Source organism: Caballeronia sp., assembly GCF_028292365.1.
GTDB lineage: Bacteria > Pseudomonadota > Gammaproteobacteria > Burkholderiales > Burkholderiaceae > Caballeronia.
Map to the genome: position 1 here is coordinate 1 of NZ_JAQGMM010000599.1, position 25,710 is coordinate 25,710.

General features: G+C 61.7%; 25 protein-coding genes. 5 read left to right on the forward strand and 20 right to left on the reverse strand.

Translation table 11 applies throughout. The features are described 5' to 3' along the window. Nucleotides 1-122: 122 nt before the first annotated feature. From JWR14_RS35160 to JWR14_RS35185, 6 genes are all read right to left on the reverse strand, one after another. Nucleotides 123-1,070 (reverse strand): FAD-binding protein, encoded by a 948-nt coding sequence (locus JWR14_RS35160; protein ID WP_299718710.1) that lies wholly within the window; start codon nt 1,068-1,070, stop codon nt 123-125. Between the two features lie 10 nt (nt 1,071-1,080). Next, on the reverse strand, nt 1,081-1,830 hold the full coding sequence (locus JWR14_RS35165) for an electron transfer flavoprotein subunit beta/FixA family protein (protein WP_299718712.1): 750 nt from the start codon (nt 1,828-1,830) through the stop codon (nt 1,081-1,083). Nucleotides 1,831-1,858: 28 nt separating this feature from the next. Beyond that, nucleotides 1,859-2,992, reverse strand: coding sequence for a PrpF domain-containing protein (locus tag JWR14_RS35170; protein ID WP_299718714.1), 1,134 nt, complete (start codon nt 2,990-2,992; stop codon nt 1,859-1,861). Nucleotides 2,993-2,995: 3 nt separating this feature from the next. Continuing rightward, complete coding sequence (locus tag JWR14_RS35175) at nt 2,996-4,138, reverse strand: acyl-CoA dehydrogenase family protein (RefSeq protein ID WP_299718716.1); 1,143 nt, start codon at nt 4,136-4,138, stop codon at nt 2,996-2,998. A 46-nt stretch (nt 4,139-4,184) separates the two neighbouring features. Next, nucleotides 4,185-4,979, reverse strand: coding sequence for an SDR family oxidoreductase (locus tag JWR14_RS35180; RefSeq protein ID WP_299718718.1), 795 nt, complete (start codon nt 4,977-4,979; stop codon nt 4,185-4,187). A gap of 69 nt (nt 4,980-5,048) precedes the next feature. Next, on the reverse strand, nt 5,049-5,927 hold the full coding sequence (locus JWR14_RS35185) for an enoyl-CoA hydratase/isomerase family protein (protein ID WP_299718720.1): 879 nt from the start codon (nt 5,925-5,927) through the stop codon (nt 5,049-5,051). 331 nt (nt 5,928-6,258) lie between these two features. Here JWR14_RS35185 and JWR14_RS35190 point away from each other — a divergent pair, with 331 nt between their 5' ends. Then, entirely contained in the window at nt 6,259-7,077 is an 819-nt protein-coding gene (locus JWR14_RS35190) for a GntR family transcriptional regulator (RefSeq protein ID WP_299718722.1), read from the forward strand. 62 nt (nt 7,078-7,139) lie between these two features. On the opposite strand, the gene JWR14_RS35195 is transcribed toward JWR14_RS35190, so the two are convergent. From JWR14_RS35195 to JWR14_RS35220, 6 genes are all read right to left on the reverse strand, one after another. Beyond that, entirely contained in the window at nt 7,140-8,585 is a 1,446-nt protein-coding gene (locus JWR14_RS35195) for an FAD-dependent oxidoreductase (RefSeq protein ID WP_299718724.1), read from the reverse strand. Between the two features lie 18 nt (nt 8,586-8,603). Then, nucleotides 8,604-9,314, reverse strand: coding sequence for an ABC transporter ATP-binding protein (locus tag JWR14_RS35200; protein ID WP_299718726.1), 711 nt, complete (start codon nt 9,312-9,314; stop codon nt 8,604-8,606). Next, nucleotides 9,301-10,116 (reverse strand): ABC transporter ATP-binding protein, encoded by an 816-nt coding sequence (locus JWR14_RS35205; protein WP_299718728.1) that lies wholly within the window; start codon nt 10,114-10,116, stop codon nt 9,301-9,303. Before JWR14_RS35205 ends, JWR14_RS35200 begins: the two co-directional genes overlap by 14 nt. After that, nucleotides 10,113-11,135, reverse strand: a complete 1,023-nt coding sequence (locus JWR14_RS35210; RefSeq protein ID WP_299718730.1) for a branched-chain amino acid ABC transporter permease — start codon at nt 11,133-11,135, stop codon at nt 10,113-10,115. The genes JWR14_RS35205 and JWR14_RS35210 overlap by 4 nt, the downstream gene beginning before the upstream one ends. Next, nucleotides 11,132-12,013, reverse strand: coding sequence for a branched-chain amino acid ABC transporter permease (locus JWR14_RS35215; protein WP_299718732.1), 882 nt, complete (start codon nt 12,011-12,013; stop codon nt 11,132-11,134). The genes JWR14_RS35210 and JWR14_RS35215 overlap by 4 nt, the downstream gene beginning before the upstream one ends. A 66-nt stretch (nt 12,014-12,079) precedes the next feature. After that, nucleotides 12,080-13,327 (reverse strand): ABC transporter substrate-binding protein, encoded by a 1,248-nt coding sequence (locus JWR14_RS35220; protein WP_299718734.1) that lies wholly within the window; start codon nt 13,325-13,327, stop codon nt 12,080-12,082. Between the two features lie 222 nt (nt 13,328-13,549). Between JWR14_RS35220 and JWR14_RS35225 the strand changes: the two genes are divergently transcribed. Next, a complete protein-coding gene (locus JWR14_RS35225) occupies nt 13,550-14,641 on the forward strand; it encodes an alcohol dehydrogenase catalytic domain-containing protein (RefSeq protein ID WP_299718737.1) in 1,092 nt (363 codons plus the stop codon). 23 nt (nt 14,642-14,664) lie between these two features. Here JWR14_RS35225 and JWR14_RS35230 read toward each other — a convergent pair whose 3' ends face one another. From JWR14_RS35230 to JWR14_RS35260, 7 genes are all read right to left on the reverse strand, one after another. Next, nucleotides 14,665-16,395 (reverse strand): GMC family oxidoreductase N-terminal domain-containing protein, encoded by a 1,731-nt coding sequence (locus JWR14_RS35230; RefSeq protein WP_299718739.1) that lies wholly within the window; start codon nt 16,393-16,395, stop codon nt 14,665-14,667. A gap of 26 nt (nt 16,396-16,421) precedes the next feature. Further along, on the reverse strand, nt 16,422-17,915 hold the full coding sequence (locus JWR14_RS35235; RefSeq protein WP_299718741.1) for an aldehyde dehydrogenase family protein: 1,494 nt from the start codon (nt 17,913-17,915) through the stop codon (nt 16,422-16,424). Between the two features lie 21 nt (nt 17,916-17,936). Further along, nucleotides 17,937-19,154 (reverse strand): FAD-dependent oxidoreductase, encoded by a 1,218-nt coding sequence (locus JWR14_RS35240; protein WP_299718743.1) that lies wholly within the window; start codon nt 19,152-19,154, stop codon nt 17,937-17,939. 81 nt (nt 19,155-19,235) lie between these two features. After that, nucleotides 19,236-19,430, reverse strand: a complete 195-nt coding sequence (locus JWR14_RS35245; RefSeq protein WP_031364802.1) for a ferredoxin — start codon at nt 19,428-19,430, stop codon at nt 19,236-19,238. Between the two features lie 65 nt (nt 19,431-19,495). After that, complete coding sequence (locus tag JWR14_RS35250; protein WP_299718746.1) at nt 19,496-20,710, reverse strand: cytochrome P450; 1,215 nt, start codon at nt 20,708-20,710, stop codon at nt 19,496-19,498. 13 nt (nt 20,711-20,723) lie between these two features. Beyond that, nucleotides 20,724-21,974: a CoA transferase gene (locus tag JWR14_RS35255; RefSeq protein WP_299718748.1), complete on the reverse strand. Its 1,251-nt coding sequence runs from the start codon at nt 21,972-21,974 to the stop codon at nt 20,724-20,726. Nucleotides 21,975-21,982: 8 nt separating this feature from the next. Further along, nucleotides 21,983-23,170: a CoA transferase gene (locus JWR14_RS35260; protein WP_299718750.1), complete on the reverse strand. Its 1,188-nt coding sequence runs from the start codon at nt 23,168-23,170 to the stop codon at nt 21,983-21,985. A 224-nt stretch (nt 23,171-23,394) separates the two neighbouring features. Between JWR14_RS35260 and JWR14_RS35265 the strand changes: the two genes are divergently transcribed. Then, entirely contained in the window at nt 23,395-23,610 is a 216-nt protein-coding gene (locus JWR14_RS35265; RefSeq protein WP_299718752.1) for a hypothetical protein, read from the forward strand. 723 nt (nt 23,611-24,333) lie between these two features. Then, entirely contained in the window at nt 24,334-24,981 is a 648-nt protein-coding gene (locus JWR14_RS35275; RefSeq protein ID WP_366144628.1) for a TetR/AcrR family transcriptional regulator, read from the forward strand. Here the strand turns inward: JWR14_RS35275 and JWR14_RS35280 are convergent. Continuing rightward, entirely contained in the window at nt 24,976-25,167 is a 192-nt protein-coding gene (locus JWR14_RS35280) for a hypothetical protein (RefSeq protein WP_299718758.1), read from the reverse strand. The two genes, JWR14_RS35275 and JWR14_RS35280, sit on opposite strands and share 6 nt — an antisense overlap. A 369-nt stretch (nt 25,168-25,536) precedes the next feature. Here JWR14_RS35280 and JWR14_RS35285 point away from each other — a divergent pair. Beyond that, a partial coding sequence (locus tag JWR14_RS35285) for a LysR family transcriptional regulator (protein ID WP_299718760.1) occupies nt 25,537-25,710 on the forward strand: 174 nt, incomplete at its 3' end.

Genomic DNA, 25,710 nt, shown 5'->3' on the forward strand with positions numbered 1-25,710 from the left:
CTATCCAGTTCTTCAGCCAACGCCTGGCGTTGGGCTGTGTCAGTCATCACTGTTTCACTCATGGCAACTCTCGATAAGGTTGGCAACGATCGAAGGGCATGGCGTGGCGCTGCACGAGCGCATCAGACACCCGCCACCATTTCCGGCACGATCTGGAAGAGGTCGCCGACCAGTCCATAGTCCGCGACAGAAAAGATCGGCGCCTCGGCATCCTTGTTGATCGCCACAATCACCTTCGAATCCTTCATGCCGGCGAGATGCTGGATCGCACCCGAGATACCGACCGCCACATACAGTTGGGGCGCAACGATCTTGCCGGTCTGGCCCACTTGCGCATCATTCGGGGCAAACCCGGCGTCAACGGCCGCGCGCGATGCGCCGAGCGCGGCACCTAGCTTGTCGGCGAGCGGCTCGAGCATGTCCTTGAAGTTCTGGCTGCTGCCGAGTCCCCTGCCACCGGATACCACCGTCGCCGCCTGACCCAATTCCGGGCGATCCCGCGACGCCAGGGTCCGGCTGACAAGCTGCGCGCTGTTGCCATCGGCCGCGGCGGCGATCTCCTCCAGCCGGGCGCTTGCAGACGGGCTTGACCCTTGTGCAACGAGTGCATCGAAGGCGGTCGGTCTCACCGTGAGTACCTTGATCGGGTCGACCGATCTCACCGTCGCGATCGCGTTGCCTGCATAGATCGGCCGCTTGAACGTATCGGCATCAACTACCTCAACGATGTCGCCGATCTGCGCGGCATCAAGCTTCGCGGCGATGCGCGGCGCCAGGTTCTTGCCCTGGCTGCTCGCTGCAAGCAAAACGTGGGAATACGATTTCGCGATGGTCAGCACCGTAGCTTCAACATGCTCGGCGATGTGCGCTTCGAGGTGCGGCGCATCAGCGAGCAGCACCGTATGCACGCCGGCGAGTTTCAAGACTTCATCGGCTACCGCCCGCGCACCACTGCCGGCGACGAGCACATGAATGTGCGTCGCGTCGATCCGGCTTGCTGCCGCGATGACGTTCTGCGTGACTGCGGACAAAGCACGGTTGTCATGTTCCGCTATAACTAGAATGGCCATGCCGTTCTCCTCACAAGACTTTTGCTTCGTCGCGCAGCGCGCTGAGCAGCGCAGCAACGTCGGGCACCTTGATACCTGCCTTGCGCGTCGCCGGTTCCTCGACATGCAGGGTCTGAAGGCGCGGCGCGACATCGACGCCCAGCATGTCGGGAGTGATCGTTTCCATTGGCTTCTTTTTTGCCTTCATGATGTTGGGCAGACTCACATAGCGCGGCTCGTTCAGGCGCAGGTCGCTCGTGACGACTGCCGGCATCGGCAGCGACAGTGTCTCCTCTCCGCCATCCACTTCGCGCGCGACGATCAACCGGTCGCCTTCAACGGACACCTTCGATGCAAACGTCGCCTGCGGCAAGCCCGCGAGTGCGGCGAGCATCTGGCCGGTCTGGTTCGCGTCGTCGTCAATGGCCTGTTTGCCCAGCAGGATCAGCCCCGGCGCTTCCCTGTCGACAATCGCCTTCAGCAGCTTCGCCACGGCGAGCGGCTGCAGCTCGGCACTCGTCTCGACGAGAATCGCCCGGTCCGCCCCCATCGCAAGCGCCGTTCTCAGCGTCTCCTGTGATTGCGTCGTGCCGCATGACACCGCGATCACTTCCGTCGCTATGCCTGCCTCCTTCAGACGAACCGCTTCTTCCATTGCGATCTCATCGAAGGGATTCATCGACATTTTAGCGTTGGCCAGGTCGAGCCCGCTGCCGTCGCTTCTGACGCGCGGTTTGACGTTGTAGTCGAGCACTCGCTTGACGGCGACCACCACTTTCATCGTTGTTTCTCCAGTTCGCTTGGGCGTTTCAATTCGGAATGTAGACGCGGCCATCCATCAGGCGGCGCGCCGTCCTGTAGACGATCGCTTCCCTTGCGTCGTAGCCGCTCTCGAGCTTGTCGACCAGCGCGGCAACTGGCAGCAGCCCCGACGCATGCGCGACGATGAAGCGTTGCTCGCCGCCGGACTGCGGCAAGCGAATCCGCGCCACGACGGTATCGTCAATCTGCGCGGCGATCGCGAGACACATTGCGCCCGTGAGCGGCGATGCCTTGTGCGGCTGGCCCGACGAAATCATTCGCACTACGACATGAGGCTGCGTCCCTTCACGGACCATTGCCGGCCTTGACAGCACCGCGACGAGCGGCAGGTTGGTGAGCTTCGTTCTCGCATCGGCGGGATCGGTGACCAGACCCATGGCGAGCGCAGCCTGCACGCGCAGCTCCTCGAAGAGAACGAGCGCGCGGCTGTTCGCTGCAAGCTCAGCGGGCGTCTCGACGCCTGTCAGGCCGAGCGCCTGAGCCTCTACCATCACCACCGGGTTGCAGGCGTCGACTAGCGACACTTCCACTTCGCCCAGCGAGGCGAGTGTCAGGTACTCGCGCGTGCGGCCAGTCGGCAATAGCTTGCCGGTCGCCGCGCCACCCGGATCGAGAAAGGCGAGTTCGATTGGCGAACCGCTGCCCGCCACGCCGTCCAGACGGAAATCACCCCTGACAGCTGCGAAGCCGTCGATGGTCTTGAAGCGCGCGCGAATCAGCTTCTTCGTGTTGGTGTTGTGAATCACGACGCTCGTCTCTTCGCCGTTCGAATCGACGAGACCTTCCTCCAGCGCGAACGGACCGACTGCCGCGGAGATGTTCCCGCAATTGCCGCGATAGCCAACCGAGCCACGGCGCGGATCGACCTGCACGAACGTATAGTCGACCTGCGCGTCCGGATGCGTAGACGGCCCGATCACCGCTACCTTCGAGAGCGACGTGATGCCGCCACCCATGCCGTCGAGCTGACGCTCGTAGGGGTCCGGACTGCCGAGCGCGGCGCAGAAGATCGGGTCGCGGTTATCGGCGCCGGGAGGCAGTTCGTGCTCGTGGAAAAAGAGTGCCCGGCTCGTGCCGCCGCGCATATAAACGCTTGGAATCGCGCGCTGAGGTTTCATCATGGATCAGTTCTCCAGCAATCTGCGCGCGACGATCAAGCGGTGAATCTCGTTGGTCCCTTCAATGATCTGATTGAGCTTCGCATCTCGCATCATTCGCTCGACCGGGAACTCCTTCGAGTAGCCGTAGCTGCCCAGCACCTGCACCGCCTCGGTCGTGACCTCCATGGCGATATCGGTCACGAAGCACTTGGTGATTGACGAGATCATGTTCAGCCGCGAGTGATCGCCCGAGTCGATTTCATCAGCGCAGTTGTAGAGCAGGTTGCGCGCGGCCTCGATCTTGATCGCCATGTCGGCGAGTTTGAACTGCATGCCCTGGAACTCTGCAATGGCGCGCCCGAACTGCTTGCGCTCCTTCGCATACGCAACAGAAACGTCAAGCGCACCCTGGGCAAGTCCTAGTGAGGTAGCCGCGATGGTCGGACGATTTAGATCCAGCACTTTCATGCAGGCCTTGAAGCCCTGTCCTTCCTCGCCGAGCAGGCAGTCCGCGTCGACACGCATGTCGTCGAAGAAGAGTTCGTGGTTGGGCGCCCCGTTGCGCCCCATCTTGTGTTCCTGGCGGCCGAGGCGAAAACCGGGGGTCTTCGTATCAACGAGAAACGCGCTGATGCCGTCCGATCCGCTCGCCTCCGACGTGCGTGCGAAGAGCAGCACGTAATGCGCGTACCCACCCCACGTGATCCAGTTCTTCTGACCATTGATGACATACGAAGCGCCGTCCTTCACTGCTCGCGTGCGGATGGACGATACGTCGGAACCCGCCTGCGGCTCGGTCACCGCAATCGCCGTCACAAGACGCCCTTCGGCGGCGAGCGGCAGCCACCGTTGCTTCTGTTCCTCGGTCCCGTAATGCAGGATTGGCAGAACGAACGAGATCGAATTGTTCCCGCACAAGGTTGCCGCCGCGAGCGACACCTTGGCGATCTCCTCCTTGACGATACACACGGTCTTCAGGTTGCCGCCCGGTCCACCATACTCCTCCGGGAGCCACAACTGCAGGAGGCCCATGTCACCGAAGATCGGGACCAGTTCCGACGGAAAACGGTCGCTCTCTTCCATGCCGGCCACGAGCGGCACGATGTCCTTTTGGACCATCCGGCGAACCGAGTCCTGAATTGAAACCTGCTCTTCATTGAGACGCATAATCACTCCGTCAGTCGATGCTGTTTTGCCCGGCCAATCAACACAATCAATATCCCGGGAAGGAAAGACCGCCATTGATGCTGAGGGTCGATCCCGAAACCTGATCTGACTCCTTGCTCGACAGGTACAGGATGTATTCGGCGAGATCCTCCGCGGTGTTCAGTTTGAACTTCACGCGTTGCTCGGCCTTCGTGAACGCCTTGACGATGACTTCCTGCGACCCGGCATCCCTCGCCGCAAGAAAACGATCATGAGCCGGCGTGCCCGTGGTGAGCGTGGTCGCTACCGAGTTGATGCGAATGCCGAGATGCGCGAGTTCCACGCCGAGCGCGCGCGTGAGGAACATGATGGATGCACCAGCCGCGCCGATCATCGACTCACTCGGCGTGGGCGTGCGTGCAGCGTCGGTCGTGATCAGCACAATCTTTCCGTACTTTTGATCACGCATGAATTTCGTTGCCGCATGGACGGCGTTCAGCCGTGGCATCAGGCGGCTGGTCAGGCATGCGATGCCTTCGTCAGGCGCCATGTCAACGAACAACTTGGGCTTCGGATCGCGCGGACCACCGCTCGCCACCACGATATCCACCTTGCCAAATCGCGTGACGGCTTCCTCCACCGCACGCTCGATGCCATCGTAAGTCAGCAGGTCGCTGTTCACGAAAATGCGCTTGCCCGCAAACGCGCTGCATTCTTCAATCAGCACTTGCGCCGCAGCCTCGTCGCGTCCCTGGATCACCACGCTCGCACCGCTTTGCGCGAGCTTCTTGACCGCCGCCCGCCCGATTCCCTTTGTGCCACCCAGCACCACGGCCGATGAGCCGGTAAGTTCAGTCAGCATGTTATTTCCTGTTCCTTTCTCTAGATCCGTTTTACCCGGGAGATTGCTCGCGGCCCCGGTGAGCGCGAATTAGTCACCCGTTTTCGTCTCGCCGTCGTAGCGCGTTTCGCGCGAATGCGCCGCACCGGTCACCCCTTTTTTCTTGCGCTCTTTCATGAAGTTGTTTTCATCAGGCTCGTAACGGATGTTCGTGCCGAGCGCGTGCATGACGTAACCGTGGACGAACTGCGAGGTCATGCCGAGCGAGTCGAGCGCGAGATGCGTGGCCGCCTTGCCGATCGCGATCGCGTCACGCGGGAGGCGAACGATCCGCTCGGCCCAGTCCTCGCCGGCCGCCGCGAGTTCGCTCGCAGGCACGGCCTTGTTCACGAGCCCAAGGCGTGCCGCCTCGGTCCCGTTCATCGTTTCGCCGAGCAGCAGCAGTTCGCGAGCTTTCTTTGGACCCATCGTGAGGATGTTGATGCTCGTCATGTACGAAGCGCCCGCGAGGCCCATCTTTTGTTCGGGGTGACCAATCTTTGCGTCAACGGCTGCGATCGCGAGATCGCTCGCTTCCACGATGTACAGCCCCGCCCCGACGCAATACCCGTGCACCAGCGAAAGCGTGGGCTTGGTGCAATACAGGATCTGGCGAAACTGCTCTACGTGGTGCTTGTCGAAACTCAAGCGGATGCGCTGGCTTGGCCGGCGCGCTCCGGGTTCTTTCGAAAAACCATATTCCGCCCCGCCGACCTGCGCGAGATCGTGCCCCGTGGAAAAGTCCCGCCCCTCGCCACGGAAGATGACCACGCGCACGTCGTCGTCGCGTTCGGCGGTTTCCATGTGCTCCATCAGGCGGTCGAACATTTCGTAGGTCAGCGCGTTGCGCTTTTCGTCGCGGCAAAACGTGATGTAGGCGCGGCCTTCCTTCGCTTCGTACTTAACCAGGTCTCTCAGATCGTCACTCATTGCGTGGTCCTTGGGTCTTGGGGTTGTGCAGCCCGAATCAATCAATGGCGCGGGCCGCTGTGCCGGGCGCATCCGGCGACAGCAAGCCAACAGCGTCAAACAAAATCGGTCAATTAATTTTTGGTCCATTGGATGAACCTTTGAAACATACTCTACAAAATCCATAGCGATGTCAAGTCTCGAAAGCGCGAGGTTTCAAGCAAACGGAACCTGGATGTCTAACCTGACCGGAGCGGGTTGCTGGCTATGTATGACCGGTCGCGTAATGCTTACTTGATGAATCGGACGAGCGGAGGTAGCATCAAGCGACAACACATGAATGGATTAATCATTGAAAACCTCAAACTCCAGCAGCCGCGCGCCCAAGGCCAAGATTGAAGCTGCCCCCGAAGACGCCGCGCCACCGCGCGCGCGTCCTGTGCACGCCTACGCGCCTGTGCAGACGCGTCGTGCATTCGAAGCAGTCGCGGACCAGATCCGGGGCCAGTTGGCAAGCGGTGCGCTGCAGCCCGGCGATCGTTTGCCGCCCGAGCGCGAGTTGGCCGAACAGTTCAGCCTGAGTCGCAACACGGTCAGAGAGGCCTTGCGTTCCCTCGAAATGGCTGGCGTGCTGGAGTTTCGCAAGGGCGCCACCGGCGGCGCGTTTGTGCGCGAAGGCCAGGGCGACGCCGTGATCGCCGGGTTCGCCGACCTTTTCCGGCTTGGCGCAATCCGTCCCGCGGACCTCACTGAGGCGCGGCTCATCGTGAGCGTGGCGGCAACGCGCCTCGCCTGCCAGCGCGGGACCGAGGCGGACTTCGAAGCCCTGCGCGAAAATTTCCGTCGAAGCGAGCTCGCGGTGGCCGAAGGCGATGTTCACGAGCGCGTGCGGATCAATCTCGATTTCCATCGGTTGCTGGCGCGCACAGCACGCAACCCGGTGCTGGTCATCTTGACCGATGCGCTGGTGGAGATTCACGAACAGTTACTGGAAGTGGTGTCTCCGCTGCCGGACAGCGCGGTCATGCCATCGCGCCGGCGCCTGCTCAAGTACCTTGCGGCTCGCGACGAAGAAAAGGCCGCCACCGAGATGGAAACGCATCTGAAGGCACTTCAACGGCACTATCTTTCGCAGCAGACGGAGATCAAGCAGGTCAGACGCGCAAGCTGAGTTGGTCGACAGACGCAGGCCTGGGGAAAAGCGCTTGGCTTGGCTTCTGCCGAACGAAGAAACTAAGCGGACACTTCAAGTTCGCGAGCCACGGCTTCTGCCGAACGCAAACCGAACACGGCCGCCTTGGCAAGGCCGCCCACATACCCTGCGTTTGCGCCCCCCTCGATTCCACCTGTCGTCGCTCCAGCCGCGTATAGGCCCGGTATCGGGCGATGCGCTTCGTCGAGCGCCTGCCCGTTTGCATTAATCACCACCCCGCCCATCGTGTAGGTCATTCCTGCGCACAGCGCAACGGCGAGATAGCCAGGACCGTTGATTGGCCACGGCCCGGTGGCAAGCGTCGCGGGCTTGACCGTGCGTCGCGGGGAAAGCGTGTCGAGGTGACCGCCCGCGAGCGCCTCGTTATATTCCTGCAACGTTCGCTTTAATGGTTGCGCTTGCATGCCGAGTCCGGCCGCGAGCGCTTCGATGTCGTTGGCCCGGTGAATTGTTACACCCAGTCGCTCCAGCGCGGGATTCGGCGGCAGCAGGAATGCGCCGCCGGGTCCCGACCAGATGGCTTCATCGAGAATGACGAACGACGACAGCGGTTCATCGAGCGCCGCGACCGCATTCGCAATCGCGACGCCGCCCAGGCCCTCGTCGGTGAAACGTCTTCCTGCACCGTCCACGACGATTGCCGACGAAGCGACAATGTCGAGCACCGGATAAGGCCATAGCGATTCATCATGCAGTGCGCCCGCGCATTGCACATGTCCGTAGAACTTGTCCATGCCCGTCACCGCGGCGCCGGCGGCCTGCGCCATGCGGATGCCGTCTCCCATGCCTGTTCCCGCACCTCGCTTGCACAGATGCTCCGGCCGCGGCGAAATGTATTCGCGGACCATGGCGGCGTTACCCTGAAAACCGCCGTCAGCTAACAGCACGGCGCGCGCTTCGATCAACAGCTCTTCGCCCTGCCCGGTTTGTGCGCGCACGCCCGAACATCGTCCACCGGTCATTTGCAGCTCGCGTGCCCGCGCGTCTCGAATGAAGCGTCCGCCGGATGCCGCAAAGTTGGCTTCCAGCCGCTGCAGCAGCAGATCACCACCCTTGCCTCGCCAGTGATTCTGAAAACCGGTCTCCCGCAAGCTGAACGGCATGAGCATGTGGCCCATGAATGGATACTCGCCGCCGCGCCCGAACTCTGCGCCGTGCCCTGCCAGCCAGTCGACGACGCGCACGCCGTCCTTCGCCATTGCGTGCGCGAGTGCTTCGTCGCGCAAGCCCTCACTCGCTTCGACGATCGCTTGTTGCAAGACCTCCGTCGCAGCCGCGATATCGCGAAAGGCGATATGAAAAACCCCGCCCGCGTAACGCGAATTAGCAGGATAAAGGGGTTCGCGGCCGGTTTCCAGAAGGATGACTGAACATCCAAGTTCCGTCGCGCGATTGGCGGCGACAAGCCCTGCAAGCCCGCCCCCGACGATTGCGAAGTCCGCGCTCAACGACACGTTCGGCATCATGCGTTCTCCCTATGGGTGTTAGCCGAGATAGGCTTGCTGGATCGATTCGTGATTGCGCAGCGATTCGCCGGTTCCCTCCGCCGCAATGTTGCCGACCGACAGCACGTATCCGTAATCTGAAAGCGCCAGCGCTTCGTCGGCATGTTGTTCGACGAGAAGAATGGTCAGCCCGCTTCGCCGCAATACCTGCAGCACGTTGAACATGCGCTCGACCACGATTGGCGCGAGGCCGAGCGACGGTTCGTCCAGCAGCAACAGCTTCGGATCAGCCATGAGCGCGCGCCCTATTGCCACCATCGACTGCTCTCCGCCGCTCAGCGTGACAGCGCGTTGATCGGCGCGCTCCTTGAGTTTCGGGAAAAGGTCGTACACATAGTCGAGGCGCTCGCGAAAAAGCGCCGAAGCGCGGTGTCGCCGCAACCGGTGGAAACCGAGCCGCAGGTTCTCCGTGACCGTCAATGCAGAAAAAAGCTGACGGCCCTCGGGCACTTGAACGATGCCGAGTTCCACCACTTCCGGCGCCGACAGCCTGACGATGTCCTGCCCGTCAAAGGTGATGGCCCCGGCGTTCACATCGACGAGCCGCGACAACGTATTGATGAGCGTGGACTTGCCGGCGCCGTTCGCGCCGACCGCTGCGACGATCGTGCCCTGGCGTATTTCAAGCGAGATGCCGTGCAACGCCTCGGTGCCCTTGTAGCCGGCACGCAGTCCCTCAATTTTTAGCATGTGCGCCCCCGGTTCCCAGATACGCCTCGATCACCTTCGGGTCACTCTGAACCGACGCGGCGTTTCCTTCGGCGATCTTCGCGCCGTGATCGAGCACGACGATGCGATGGCATAGCCCCATGATGAATCCGATATCGTGCTCGACGATCAGGATGGTCAGTCCGTCGTCGTTGAGCATGCGCAGCATGCGCCCGAGACCCGCCGTTTCTTCGTCGTTGAGACCCGCGGCCGGTTCGTCGAGCAGCAGGATGCCAGGCTCGCTCGCAAGCGCACGCGCGATTTCGACAAGACGTTGCTGCCCGTGCGGCAGATGCGCGATCAGGTCGTCCGCACGCGGCGCGAGGCCGACGAACTGCAGCAGTTCCATCGCGCGCTGCGCACAGCGACGCTCGTCGGCCGCGACCTTGCGAAAGCGCAGTAGCGACGGGATGAAACCGTCGACCAGTTGCGGATGAAATCCGAGCATCACATTCTCGAGCACAGTGAGTCCGCTGAACAGCCGCACGATCTGGAACGTACGGGCCATGCCCATCGCACTTCGACGATGCAGCGGCGTTTTCGTGATGTTTTCCTGCTTGAAGAAGATCTCGCCGGCACTCAGGCCATCGACGCCCGTGATCAGGTTGAAGGTCGTTGACTTGCCCGCGCCGTTCGGCCCGATCAGCCCGACCGCTTCCCCCTGCCGCACATCGAAGGACACGTTGTCGACAGCCACCAGACCGCCAAAACGCTTTATGCCGCCGCGGATTGACATGAGCTGCGGCGCTTCAATGGGCGTTCGCGATGCAGTGTGAGTCCTCATCGTCCCACTCCTTTCTTGACGGCGTGCTTGGGCGCAAGGCGCGGCGGCGCCCGCCGCGCCAACCTGCCGCTGAGGGTTCGGCCAAGCGACGTGATCATCCCCGACAAACCGTGTGGCATGAAGATCAGGAACAGGAGCAGGCACAGGCCGTACATGAGCGTCTCCATTTCCCCAAAGCGAGTCAGGAACTGCGGCGCGATCACGACGACAATCGAACCCAGGATCGGCCCGTAGCGCGTGCCAAGGCCGCCGACGACCGCAATGGTGAGCATCGATACCAGCACGGGAAATTCGCCCATGCTCGGGCTGACCTGCCGGCTGACCACGGCGAAACCGATACCCGCCAATCCGGCGATAACCGCGCTCAGCACGAACACGCGCAGCTTCTGCACGGCCACGTTGACACCGAGTGCGGCAGCAGCCCTGTCGTCGTCGCGAATCGCCTGCAGCGAGCGGCCAAGATGGCTCGAGACGATGAAGTTCTGCAAGGCCAGCACAAGCGCGGTCGCGGCCACGATCAGGTAGTACAGCGTCATGCGGTCCACAGTCTTATCGCCGATCGTGATCGACGGAATCAGCAGGCCTCCCGTGCCGCCCGTCACGTCGATCCAGCGATTGGCCACCCCCGATATGACGAGCCCGAAACAGAGCGTCGCCATGGCGAGGTAATGCGTACGCAGCCTGAGCAAGGGCACGCCGATTATCACCGCGACCAGCGCGCAGATCACCAGGCTGACTGGCAGCGCCGCCAGCACCGGCAGGCCTGCCTTGAGCTGCAACAGCGCGTACGCATACGCCGCGATGGCGAAGAAGCCCTGGTGACCCATGGCGATCTGTCCCGCGTAGCCGTAGAGGAGATTGAAACCCATGCTCAGGATTGCGTAGATGCAGATCAGCGAGACCAGCCGTAACTGGAAGCCGCTCGTGAGCAGCGCCGGCGCCGCAAGCGCAACCGCCAGGAACGCGACGAACGGCAGCCGTGCTTGCCACGCAGGGGATCGGGTAGATGGATTAATCATCGCCGGACCGCCTCGAAGTCGCCCAGGAGTCCGAAAGGACGGATCAGCAGGACCAGAAGAATGAGGAGAAAGATGATGGGTTCGGCATACAGGCTGCTGCCGTAACCGGCGACGAACGTCTCCAGCAAACCGATCACGAGGCCGCCGGCCGCTGCCGCGAACGGGCTGCCGAGACCACCGAGTATCGCGGCCATGAAGCCCTTGACCGTCAGCGCCACCCCCATTGACACCTGACCGCCAAGGAGCGGCCCGATCAGCACGCCCGAGATGCCGCTCACGAATGCGCTGAACATGAAACCGAAGCGGACAATGCGCGACGAGCGGATGCCCATCAACTGCGCAACTCGCGGGTTCGCTCCGGTTGCACGCACACACAGGCCGAAGCTCGTGCGATATAGCAAGAACCACGTGACAAGAAGAAAGATAACGAACGCGCTGATGATCGAAAGCTGCTGAAGATTGGTCGTCAGCGGTCCAAGGGTGATGGGATCGAGAGACAGGATGTTGGGCACGTAAAGCTGGTTGGCGCCCCAGATCAGCAACGCAATCCCACTTGCAATGATCGCGGCCGCCAGCGTGCCGATCATGATCGTGAGCGGCGGCGCACCGCGCCGCACGAGCGGGCGATACACCGCGAACTCGAGCGCAAGCGCGCAGACAAGCACTACGGCAATCACAGCCAGGAGCGCGACGGGCGTGGGCAAGCTGTAGGTGACCATGAAGAGGATCGCAGACATCGCGCCGACCATCACGAAATCTCCCTGCGCGAAATTGATCACCCGATTCGTGCCGTAGATCAGCGATAGCGACAGTCCGATCAGTCCGTAGACGCTCCCGTTGGTCAGGCCAGCGAGCAGTAAGACACTGATTTTATCCATTTGCGTATGCCAGTATTAGAGGGCAAGGCGAAGCGCGTTGCGACCCTCGCGGGGTCACGTCAGCAGTTAAAGCGGCTTGAACTTGCTCAGGTCGGGCTTGACGAGCCGAGTCCCGTTGTCCGCGACAAGAATGAAGACGTACCAGTTTTGATCAGGCGAGCCGTGATGCTGTTGCGGCCCAAAGTGGTAACTCGCGTTTTGCTCTCCTTGAAGCCCCTTGAACTGCGTAAGCTTTTCCGTGCCGTCGCGAAACGCCTTGCGCGCTTCTTCAATGTTGCCGGCGTCGATCGCTTTGAGCACCGCTGGCGTCGCGATGACTTGCAGTGCCGCTTTGGCCGCGTCATAGCCGATGACCGGATAAAGCGTCGGCTGATGCGGCCCGAACCGCGCATTGAGGGCCGTGAAGAACTTCTGCACGTCGGGGCGCGACGGGTCGACGGTATTCGGAATCAGCACACCGTCGCTGGCCGTCCCTGCGAGCTTGCGCAGCGTATCGAGCAGCGCGCTGCGCGACACGATGATCGGCGCCTTGATGTCGAGTTGGTGCGCAGTGCGCAGCACGCGCGCGCCATCGGCTGCGTATGGGAATACGAGGAGCACGTCGGGCTTGGCGTCGCGCAGGGTTGTGAGCTGCGGCGACAGGTCAGTCGCGTTCACATCGTAGGTTTGCTGCGCCACTACCGCGATATTCTTTTTCTTGAGCGCGGCGGTCGTCGCGCGTGCGCCGTCGGTACCGAAGGGCAGCGAGTTGTTGATAATCGCCGGCCGCTTGAATCCCTGCTGCACAAGCAGGTCAGTAATGGCCGCCGCGTCCTGGCGATTCGCCGGACCGAAGCGGAAGTTATACGTCGCGGGCGGATCAGTTAGCGCGTCCGTGCCAGCCGACAGCATGTAGTAGGGGATCTTATTCTCCGTCGCGACAGGAATCATCGCCGCTGCGGGCGCTGAAGGATTCCCTCCGATGATCACGAGCCCCTTGTCGTCCTCGGCGCAGCGTGACGCAAAGGTCGCTGTCAATTGCGGATCGGTCTTGCCGTCATAGGCGATCACCTTTACCTGGTGACCACCGATTCCACCCGCGGCATTGGCTTCGTCAACCGCCATCATCACGCCCTGGTAACCCTGAGTGCCTGTATCCGCTGCCGCACCGCTACGGTCATCGATTGAACAAATCAGGATCGGATCGGCGGCTCGCGCCGGAAGTGCGACGACGGCGGCGACACTCGCCACTGTCATCAGTCCCGCCACCTTCATCCAACCGGACTTCAGTGCTGAACTCGATTTAAAACGGGCCGCGCATCTCGACGTGTTCATGGATGTCTTCTCCAGTACTCACTCAGCCGATTACCCGGCTTGGTTTATTTGTCATTGGATGAACCTTTGCGTTTATCATATGGTCGCTTGATTCCCAATGTCAAGAAAGCTCGGCTCGGGGTTTAACCTTGGATAGGCCGTGCCGGTTTCGTCTGTACAGTGGTTTCTATGACGGACGCCGGCCTTTGATGCCTCAGGCGTCGCTCACTTCAGGAGACAAATATGAAGATGCAATGCGCTCATACCATGCATGGCGTGCAGTTGCGGGAACCTGGGCATGTAGCGCTGACCCTGCTTCCGGTTCCCGCTGCGGCGGCCGGCGAGGTCGTGCTACGCGTGCTGGCAGCGGGCCTGTGCCAGACCGACCTGCACATCCGCAGCGCATCCGACTCGCGCACGCCCGACGGCACGACACTCGGACATGAAATCGCGGGCGTGGTGGAAGACATCGGAGCAGGCGTGACGCAATGGCGCCGTGGAGAGCGCGTGGTAGTTCATCCGTGCTGGTCATGCGGCGCATGCAGCGCATGTCTCGCCGGCCGGCAGAACGCCTGCCGGCGCACCGGCGGCAGGCTGAACCCGCCGCCCACTCCCGGCGTGACGAAAAATGGCGGCATGGCCGAATACGTCAGCGCGCCGGCTAGTGCGCTCGTTGCAATCGGAGATCTTGATCCTGCAATCGCCGCCACGTTGACCGACGCGGCACTCACGCCTTATCACGCGATCCGCACTTGCCACGATCTCTTGCATCCGGGCTCGACCACCGTGATCATCGGGCTGGGCGGGCTCGGCAATCTTGCGGCGCAGATTCTTCGTGCGACAACAGCAACTCGAATCGTGGCGATGGACATCTCGCAAGAGGCGATCGATGCGGCGCGACCTTGGGCCGATGACACGCTGCGCTCGGACCAGCCGGATCTGGCCGAACAGATCATCGGGATGACTGAAGGCTTCGGTGCCGATGTCGTGCTGGATTTCGTCGGTACCGATGCGACGCTGCAGCTTGCCGCCTCACTCGTCGGCCGATACGGCGCGATTCGCGTCGTGGGGCTCTCAGGCGGTACCTATCCGTTCGTTGCGCGCTCGGCAGGCAACGCATTGCCGCGCGGGGTGTCCCTCATGTGCCCCTATGGCGGAACCTATGGCGACCTCGCCGCCGTGATCGCCCTCGCACAGCGCGGCGACATCCGGCCCCTCGTCACGCGTTTTGCCCTTGACGACGCGATTAGCGCGTTCGACGCCTTGCAGGCCGGCAAAATCCGCGGACGCGCCGTATTGATCCCCGGCTTGATTCCCGGCGAGGCCGCAACGTAAGCGCCGGAAACACAGCGGTGCAATCAGGCCATATGCGCCGCTGCGGCCGCGACCTGCTTGACCATCACGTCAGCGACTTTCTCCGCGGCCATCATCGTCGGGAAATTGATGTTGCCGCTCGGAATATGCGGAAAGATCGATGCGTCGACGACGCGCAAAGCCTGCACGCCTCGCACGCGTGCCTGATGGTCGGTCACGGCAAGCGGGTCGTCGTCCGCGCCCATCCGGCAGGTACACGACGGATGCCATACGCCCACGCATGCGCCGCGCACGAACTCGCGCAGTGCCGCGTCGTCGGCGAGGAGGTCTGCGAGCGTCGCGCCACCGGCTATCACCCGCGTCATCAGCAGGCGTCGCAGCGGTGGCGGACCATCGAGCAAGGCAGCCAGCACGTCGGTGATCACCTTGTTGCGCCGGCTCAGGAGCGCCACCTGCCGAACCTTCTCGCTGTAGCTCGCCGGAAACGGATCGGCCGTCACGTCCTTGACGGCCGCGAGCGCCTGCACCGCCGCCATCCGGCGAAAGCCGTCGGCAAGCCGGTCGAGATCGCGCTCGTCCGAGAGAAAGTTGAAATCGATCGAGGGCGCCACGCGCCAGTCAGCGGAGGCAAGCTTGACCTCGCCAACATGGGAGAACGGCTTGTTCACATACATCAGCATCGTGCCAATGCGCTCGCCGACCGCATGCCACGATGTCTTCGTGACGACCGACACGAACATGTCACCGCCCGGTGCGCCTCCCATGCCGGAGGAATAGCGCCAGCCGAGCAGGATGTGCCTGCGGGTTGATCCATTCACACGGGCGGGCTTGCGTATGAACGATGCCAGCGCGATCGACGGATGCTCCATCAGATGCTGCCCGACCCCGGGCGACTCCGCGACAACCGGAATCCCGTGCTCGCGCAAATGCGCAGCGGGACCTATGCCCGAGCGCATGAGAATGGCCGGCGACTGCAGCGCGCCCGCCGACAGGATGACCTCGCCTGCCCGCACGGTGGCGGGCCGGTCCGGCGCTTCGATACGGATGCCGCAACATCGTGTGCCTTCGAACAGCAGGCCGGCGACCTCGGTATCGGTCCAGATTGTCAGGTTCGGGCGCTCGCGGGTTTGCGCATCGAGATAGCCCATCGAGGCCGACACGCGGCGTTCGTCCAGGTTCGAGATTGCAATGGGAAAATAGCCATCCCTGAACTCGCCGTTCTGGTCCGGCAAGTAGCTGTAACCTGACTCCTTCAACGCGGCGGCAATGGCCGTGGCGTGCTTCGGCCATGCATCGGGAAAAATGCGGCGCACCGGAATGCGCCCTGACTTGCCGTGCAGGGGACCGTCGAAATCGATGTCTCGCTCGATCTTCCTGAAGTACGGCAGCACGCTCTCCCAGCTCCAGCCCTTGACGCCGCGTGCTTCCCAGTCGTCGTAGTCACTGGGCGCGCCGCGGTTAAAGAATTGTCCGTTGATCGATGAGCCTCCGCCCAGGATGCGGGCTTGCTCGTACTTGCGCAATTTGCGCGGCGCCGTGGTTGCATCGGTTGGCGCAACCGTCGTCACACGCAGGTCCGGCCACAAGTAGCCCGGGTTCAGATAGGCAGTGCCCGGGTAGCTGTCCAGAATCGCCGCCGGCAGCTTGTCGTTCGGCAAGTCTGCGCCCGCTTCGCAGAGCAGCACCTGCGTGGCGGGATTCGCCGACAAACGGTTGGCGAGCACCGAGCCGGCCGAGCCGCCGCCGACAATGATGTAGTCGAAGAATGTCGTCATATTGGTCTTGTAGTCCGTCTTCGCATTCAGTCGAGATTGATCGCAATGCTTTTCACCGACGTGTACAGGTCCAGCACCTCGCGCCCACGTTCACGGCCCCATCCCGACTGCTTGTATCCGCCGAACGGCAACGCCGGTTCATTGACCATGTGGGCATTCACGGAGACCGAGCCCGCCTTGATGCGCCGCGCGAGCTTGTGCGCGAGGCTCAGGTTCTGCGTCCAGATGCCGGCGAACAAGCCGAATTCGCTGTTGTTCGCCTCCGCGGCGATGGCCTCGAGATCCTCGTCGTCAAAGGGCATGGCGCAGACCACGGGTCCGAATATTTCTTCGCGATAGATCGACATGCTGGTCGACGTGTCGACGAAGACCGTCGGACGGACGAAATATCCGCCGTTATCCGGCGCAGTCTTGCTACCCATGCGTTGGGCGCCCTCCTCCTCGCCTTGGCGGATATAGGCGTTGACGCGCTGCATCTGCTGACTTGAAATCAGCGGACCTACCTGGCTATCGGGCGCGAGACCATGGCCAACTTTCAACTTGTCGCCGTGCTCGATCACGCCCTCGACCACGCGATCGAACACCTTCTTGTGAACGAAGAGCCGCGATCCGGCCGAGCAGACCTGACCGCTATTGAAGAAGATCGCGTTCGCCGCACCTGTGGTCGCGAGGTCGAGGTTGGCATCGGGAAAGACGAACACCGGTGACTTCCCACCGAGTTCGAGTGACACTTTCTTGAGGTTGCCAAGCGCGGCCTGGACGATGCGCTTGCCCGTTTGCGTCGAACCCGTGAAGGCGATCTTGTCGACATCGGGGTGCGCGGCGAGTGCAGCGCCCGCCGTGGCGCCAAAGCCGGTGACGATATTCACGACGCCATCCGGGATGCCCGCTTCCTGGATGATCCGCCCGAGCCGCAGTGCATTCAACGGCGTTTGTTCAGCGGGCTTGAGCACGACGGTGCAGCCGGTCGCCAGTGCGGGCGCGATCTTCCAGATTGCCATCGACAGGGGGAAATTCCACGGAATGATCTGCCCCACGACGCCGACCGGCTCGCGCGTGGTGTACGCGTGCCATTCGCCCGGCACTGAGACGTTCACCGACTCGCCATTCATCTTGGTCGCCCAGCCGGCCATGTAGCGCAGCATCTCCGCCGTTCCCGCAATGCCGCGCCGCGCGACCGCCAGTGGCTTGCCGTTATCGACCGCTTCGATCTCGGCCAGTTCCTCGCCGTGATCTTCGATCAGGTCAGCGAGTCGCAACATCACGCGCGTGCGGTCCGCGGGTTTCATCTTCGCCCAGTCGCCGGTCTCGAAGGCGCGTCGCGCCGCGTGCACGGCCAGATCGATGTCCTCCACGTCCCCTTCAGGAACACGTGCCACGACCTCGCCCGTGCCCGGATCGAAGACGTCAAAGGTTTTGCCCGACTGCGCATCGACCCAGCGGCCACCGATCAGCAGTTGATGCGTGCCACGGATGAAGCTCGCGCTTCGCTCGCCTAGGCCTTCGTAGATTGTCGACATCGTTTAAACCTCCTGGATTGTTCAGGCAACGGGCTGGAGCAGCGTTCGCAGATCGAACTGCGGGTCGGCAGCCTGTGCCGGGGTGACGGGCGCATCGGCGGCAAGCAGGCGCCGTGCGGCCATGTGATCCGCGGGGCGATTGACCGACTCGACCGCGACGAGTTGTCCCTTCAAAAAGCCATAAGCTGAAAATTTCAGGCCGGCCCGGTCGCCGCGCAGGACCACCTCGTCGGCGCGGCCCATTGCGACTCCGGCGATCTGCAGCTTCACGCCGCCTTGATCGCTCCAGAACCACGGGACGGCTTCGAAACCATGCGTGTGCCCGGTCAGCCGTTGTGCGAGATAACGCGCCTGGTCAACCGCGTTCTGAACCGATTCGATCCGGCAGTGGCCGTTCGCAAAGCGTGACGGGAACGCCGCGCAATCACCGAGCGCGGAAATCGACGGATCGCTTGTCGCCAGGTTCATATCGACGACGATGCCGTTCGCGATCTCGAGGCCCGCTTCTTTCGCGAGTTCCACATTCGGAATCACGCCGATGCTCACCACGAGCAGGTCGGCTTCATGCAGCATGCCGTCGGTCGTCTGTGCGCCCACGACGCGACCCGCCTCCGTGCAAATGTTCGTCACGCCACGATCGAAACTGAAGGTGGTTCCGAGCGACTCGTGGTGTTCGCGAAAAGCGTCGGCAACGGCCGAACTGACCGCGCGGCTCATCAGGTTCGAACTTGCCTCGATCACCCGCACCACTACCCCGCGCTTGGCCGCCACCGCGGCGAACTCGAGCCCGAGAAATCCCGCTCCGACGATCACGGCCTGCTTCGAGCGGTTGAGCGCCTCACGCAGTCCGCGTGCGTCGTGCAACGTACGCAAGGTCAGCAAACCAGTGGTCGTGCGGCCCCAACCCGGCAGAAGGCGGTTGCGCGCGCCCGTCGCCAGGACAAGATGGTCGTATTCAATGCACCGGCCGTCGCCCGTCGTCACCTGACGGCGTTCCCGGTCGACGTGCAGTATCCGCACGCCGAGCATCAGTTCAATATTGCGGCTCGCATAGAAGGCTTCCGTCTGGAACGTAAGCTGCTCGGCCTCGCAGTCGCCGCTCTGAAACGCCTTCGACAGCGGCGGGCGCTGATACGGAAGATCTGGTTCGTCACCGATCAGCATCACGCGCTTCTCGTAGCCGGCATCGCGCAGCGACACAGCCAGTTGATAGCCGGCCTGCCCTGCTCCGATAATCAAGATTCCCGCGTCCTTCATGTCACGACCTTTGCAAACGTGTTACGCCGCCGGCGCAGGTGAAGCGCGCCGGATTCCCGAATGTCACTCGTCGAATGAAATCACGAGCGCCGGACAAAGCCGCGCGGCTTCACGGCAGGCCTCATGCAGGTGTTGCGGCGGATATTCCTGAAGAACGATGACAAGGCCGTCATCTTCGTTCTGGCTGAAGACTTCCGGCGCGGCCACCACGCACAAGCCGGCACCAATGCACTTCGTCGCGTCAACCTTGATTCTCATGTCTGTCTCCTGATGCTTTCTTCACGCTCGCACGGGGTGCGCGGGCTTGTCCTGTCACCGCTCGGTCACCACTCGACCGGCAATGTATCCACGCCGTAGACGAATGCGTCGTAGCGGAACTTTATTTCTTCGACGGGGACCGCGAGGCGCAGTGTCGGCAAGCGCTGAAAGAGCGTCGAGAAGACAATCTGTAACTCCGCGCGCGCGAGCGGCTGCCCGAGGCACTGGTGCACGCCGTAGCTGAACGCCACGTGGTGCAGCGCCGGGCGGCGAATGTCGAATTTGTCAGGTTCGGCAAACGCCTTCGGGTCCCGATTCGCCGCCGTGATCAGCGCGAGCACGCCCTCGCCTTTTTTAATAAGCGTGCCGGCCACTTCGACATCTTCCAGGGCGACGCGCGGTCCGTTGTAATGCACGATCGTGTGAAAGCGCAGCATCTCCTCGACCGTATTGCGCACGAGTGACGGATCGGCGACGAGCGCGTCTTTCTGATCGGGATTCGTCAGCAGCGACAGCGTGCCGAGCGCGATCATGTTGGCGGTCGTTTCGTGGCCACCCATCAGCAGCAGCTCGATGGTGGCGAGCGCTTCTTCGCGTGTCATGTGTCCCGGTACGACCTGGCTCATCACAAGGCGGCTGATGAGATCGCTTCGGTTGCCCGGATGCACCATCTTCTCGGTGATCAGGCGATCCAGGTATTCGCGCATTTCCGCGCCGGCCCGGATCGGCACCTCCGGGTCAGCCGTCAGGTCGAGCTTCGCCTTGCTGCGCTCCTGGAAGAAGTCGCGATCCTCATAAGGCACGCCCAGCATCCGCGAGATGACCGTGGTGGGCACCGTCAGCGCGAAATCCTCGAAGAGGTCCGCGGGTGACCCCTTGGCGATGAACTCGTCCAGCAAGGTGTCGACCGTCTGCTGCAATTCAGGCCGCATCGCTTCGATGTGATGGACCATGAACTCTTTCGAGAGCATCCGCCGGTACTTGGTGTGTTCGGGCGAGTCCATCCGGATGATCGTCGGCGGAAACTCGTTCTTGAGCAACGCCGCGCGAGCGGGCGCTATGAACGGATAACCCGGCGTCGACGGCACTGTGGAAAAGCGGCTGTCGCCGAGAATCGCGCGCACGTCGTCGTAGCGAGTCGCGATCCACGCCAGCGAACCATCGGGCATGGTGACCCGGGAAAGCCCTTCGTTCTCGCGGATCTCGGCGTATTCAGGCGGCGGGGCAAACGGACAACGGCGCATTGGAAAGGCCGGTGCAGCGGCGTTAAGGTCGTCCATCAAAGGTCTCCTTTCAAGCTACGATGTTTTGGGCCCGCAAGCGGGCAATGGCGGCAGCATCCAGGTTGAGCCGCCCGGACAAAATCCGGTCCGTGTGCTCGCCGAGCAGCGGCGGCGCGAGCGGCGGCGCCAGCGAGCTTTCCTGCATCTTCAGCGGCGAGCTCACGAGGCTGATACGGCCCGCGGTCGGGTGGTCAATTTCGCTCACCATGCCGCGCGCTTTCGACTCCGCCGAATTCAGTGCCTCAAGCACGTTCTGGACGAGGCCCGCAGGCACGCCCGCGCCCCTGAAGAGCGGTATCCACTCGTGACGCGAACGGGTCCGAAGACGTGCGGACATCAATTCGTCGAGCGCGTCGCGGTTCGCACGGCGTGCGTCGTTGTCGACGAAGCGCGGGTCCGAGGCGAGCCCTGGCATATCAAGGACATCGGAGCAGAAGCGTGCAAACTGCACATCGCTGCCGACGTGAAACATGATCGGGCCATCGGACGTGTGGTAAAGGCCCTGCGGGATGATGTCGGCGTGACTGTTGCCGAAGCGCCCCGGCTCCTTGTTGAGCAATAACGCGTTCGCGGCTACCGAGACATGATTAGCGAGCGTGCAGTCAAAGAGCGCGATGTCGATCGTCTCCCCGCGGCCATTGCGCAACATGCGCACGAACGCGGCGAGGATCGCCTGGGTCGCATACATGCCCGCCGTGATATCGCAGATCGGCACGCCGGCCTTCGATGCCTCCCCGTCGGGCTCGCCCGTGATCGACATCAGGCCGCTTTCCGCCTGGATCACGGAGTCGTAGCCCGGCCGCTGGGCGCTCGGGCCAGTGCGGCCATAGCCGCTGACGGAGCAGTAAATCAGCTTCGGGTTTTCCGCCCGCAGCGCCTCCGGGCCAAGCCCGTAACGTTCGAGCGTGCCAAGCAGGTAGTTCTCGACCAGGATGTCGCTGTCGCGGGCCAGCGCCTTGATGAGCTCGGCGCCTTCGGGCTTCGAGAAGTCGATGGCAATCGACTGCTTGGTGCGATTGATGGCCAGATAATAGGTGCGCTCGCCACCCTGTATCGCCGTGCCCCAGTGGCGTGTCTGATCACCGCCCTTCGGGTGCTCGACCTTGGTCACGTCTGCCCCCAGGTCTGCGAGCATCATCGCGCAGAACGGTGCGGCGAGAACCCGGGACAAATCGAGTACTCGCACGCCTTTCAAGGGCGGTTCGTGAACGCCAAGCTCAGGCAATCCGCTATCGGCCCGCGTGTAGGCAACGGAGTTCATGGCGGGCATCATTCGGTTCCGACGGCTGCAGCATCTTGCGATGCTTGCGACACGAGGAGACCGAACTCACGCAAGACTTCGTCGGTGTGTTGTCCGAGGGTGGGCGGCGGCCGGGAAATTGATGTCGGCGTGTCTGACAGGCGAATCGGATTCGTGACGACCTTGAACTTGCCAGCGTTCGGGTGATCGAGTTCCACGACGAGGTCCTTTTGTACGCGCGGGTCCTCGAACACTTCCTGAAAGTTCAGGACTGGCGAGAACATGGCCTGCGCTTCCAGCAGCTTCTCGTTCCAGTGGGCGAGCGGCTGTTTAGCGAACGCCTGGGAAAGACCCGTATCGACGATATCGCGGTGCGCCAGGCGCCCGTCCTTTGTCTTGAGACGCTCGTCTGCAAGCAGTTCGTGTGCATCGACCGCCGATGCCAGCACACGCCAGAACTTGTCGGTGTGCGCGATGACCATCACGTGACGGTCATCGGAGGTGCGGTACGTGTTGTACGGAACGATCTGCCAATGTGCATTACCGATACGGCCCGGTGTCTCGCCCGTCGCGAAGTAGTAGGCATCGCGGGGAATCATGCTGAAGATGGTCGCGTCAAGCATCGACAGGTCGATACGCTGGCCGCGGCCTGTCGTGTTGCGCGCCTGGATCGCGGCGAGCACACCGATTGTCGAGAGCAAGGGCGTGATGAGATCCGCGTACGGCATGCCGGTCTTCAACGGCCCCGTCCGGTCATCGCCAGTCAGTTGCATGATGCCGGACATTGCCTGTACGACCGGGTCCATGCCCGGCCGGATGCTGTCAGGACCCGTGCGGCCAAACGCGGACGTCGAGCAGTAGATAAGCCGCGGATTCAGCGCCGAAAGTGTCTCGTAGCTGATGCCGAGCTTTTCGGCCACGCCGGGCCGGAAATTCTCGACAACGATATCCACCTGCTTCGCCATCTCCTGCGCCATGCGCTGACCTTCCTCTGTCGCGAGATCAAGCACCACGCTGCGCTTGTTCCGGTTCAACGTGAGGAAATACACGGCGTCGTCGCCGAGAAACGTTTCTCCCGTCAGGCGCATGGTGTCTCCCGCCGGGGGCTCCACTTTGATCACATCCGCCCCGAAATCGGCAAGCAGCATGGTGCCGAAAGGACCGTTCATCATCTGGGTAAAGTCGAGGACCTTCAGGCCCTCAAGTGCGCTGCTCATCGTCACCTCTCCTGTTTTCGACGTGTCTTCCTGGCGCTGCTGGCCCGGTTCAAACCAAGGAATTCATGAATGTATATTGTTTCATTGGATGAACCTTTGACACAATACTGCTCCGTTCGAATTCGACTGTCAAGGACGGGTAAATCCGGGCAGCTAGAACAGCCACTGCGGTGCAAAGTTCGTCAAACGATGCGTCCCTGGCGCTTGAGCGAACTGAGGAAAACATGAACACCGGCAATCAGAGTCAGTCACTCAACATTCGTATCAGAGCCGCAATCCAGCACGCAGTCCGAGTGATCGAGCGTGACTGGTTCGACGTCCTGGTTTTCAGCTCCGCGGCGTGCCACATGGGCAGTTGCGCCGGGTTCACAGGCGATGAGGAACTGGTGCAACGCTACCTCGGCATGCGACGCCATAGAACGCACTCCAACGAATCCTGACTTGAAAACCTGATCGGCGGAAACATATATCCGAAGCCTTATTTCGGATTGCCAATCAGTTACCTCCCGTTCCAGCGAGACGACTTGCGCCCCGTGAGCGCGTGGCCTCGATGGTTTTCATGGCTAGTCGTTTTCCAGCTCACGCCGCAAACTGGTCCACACCCATCGAAGGCCGGTTCTGCGCAGGGGGAAACACGCACCACGACCCATCCCTGTGGCGAAAGAATAAAACCGAGAGCAGACCCGAAGGCCGGCGCACTTCGACGCAAACGCATCGCGTCAGGCTCGCGCCCTTGCGGCTCAGTCGCACGACCCGGGCTGGAACTGCTTCGGTTGGCCCTAGCCATTTGTCAACGAGGCCATGCAAGGTAGTTGCGTTGCTGATCATCGCAAAACTCCGTGTGCGTCGAGACCCGTGCCGTTCGTCGCGGTTTGCGCCAAACAGGATCAGACGTTGAACAAACAATTTTCTAGGTCCAATGACCAAATATTAGTGGTCGCTTGACCAATTATCAAGTCAACAAATGATAGGGGTATACACTCCCGGTGCATGGTTTACGTGACATAGCTGCTGTTCGACGGATTCCGATTTAGCAAAGAGCTATTCTTTGACCTATATAATAGGTTTATCGACCAATTTTGAATCGAATTTGCGCACTGCAAAGCGCGCTCTGTCTGATCAAAGCGTTCAGCCACAAACCAGGGACGGCACAGATGGAAACCATGAGCATTACGTCTGAAGAGATCGGCGGAAAGGGCGCGAAGGAAACGCCGAGGCAGCGTGGCAACAGGACGACCCGAGTACCCGAAATCCTCGAGGTCGCGATCCATGTGTTTGCGTCGGAAGGCAATGCCGGGTTTACACAGCGGCGAGTCGCAGCGGATGCAGGGGTTCGACTGAGCACCTTGCAGCACTACTTCGGCAGTAGGGAGTCACTGCTGCAGTCAACGATCGAGGAAATGGGGAAGCGGTACATTGGACGCTTTCAACTGCTTGCCGATGATGCCCGCCAGTCCCCGGAGGCGCGGCTCGAGACGTTGCTTGATGAGACGTTTGCGGCCTTGACGAGCCCCGACAACGTAGTCAGCCCGTTCGCACTCGAGGTCTGGTGTCTCGCCGAGCATCAAGCGTCCATACGTGATCTGATGGTCAAGGTCAGCGGTGAATTCCAAGCGATTTTCAGCAAGCTGGTGGCAGAAATAAATCCCGCGCTTGCGCCTGATGAGTGCCGTTTACGTGGCGCACTCATCTATTCTCACTGGCAAGGCCTGATCGTTTTTCTAAGGCGGTCGGGACGAAATGGTCCCGACCCGGTGGCATTTCGCACCGCAACGAAGGTCGTATGGAAGGCGTTGAGCAACGCGTCATAGCAGCCGTGCATTCCATCCACAGGAATCGCGTCGTGCGCTGAGCTCCGTGGACGACAGCCATAGCGCACTGGCGGCCTGCTCACTGTCCGGACCCAACTGCTCGACCGGGATACCCTTCAGGACGGGGTGCGGAGTGAATGTCACGGAGTTGCCTTGCGCGACGTAGTTGGCATTCGAATGTTTCATGTTTCCGACATGGTCACTGACGCTACCTAAGTCTATAGAGACAAGTCGTGCCCGATGCCTCCGCTAGCGTGGCCGCCAAAGACCACAAATGCCTGCATTTAGCACGATAGCGATTGATCGCGCGAAGTGCACCGCGAAGTTTGGGGACATGCCAAAGACATCCGCTGGCACAGTCTCCAATATCAAGTGATGCAGGCGGCAATACCGTCAGATCGGATCCAGCCACTCATGCTTTCCTCGAGGAGCAGAAACGTCCGCGTCGTCTAACGCGAGACATTCGTAGCAATCGACGAGTAAAACTCTCTCAATAGCGTCTCACTACTTGTCGTGAAGCTCTTAGCAAAAACAGCCAACATATCTGGAAGTGAAATGGATATTTTACAAACCATGCGAATTTTCAGCCGGGTTGTAGAAGCCGGCAGTTTTACTGCCGCCGCTCGACACCGTAACGCAACGACAGCGTCCATGTCGCGGGCCGTCTCCGACCTTGAAACGCATTTACGCACTCGTCTCCTAAATCGAACGACACGGCGCATACAGTTG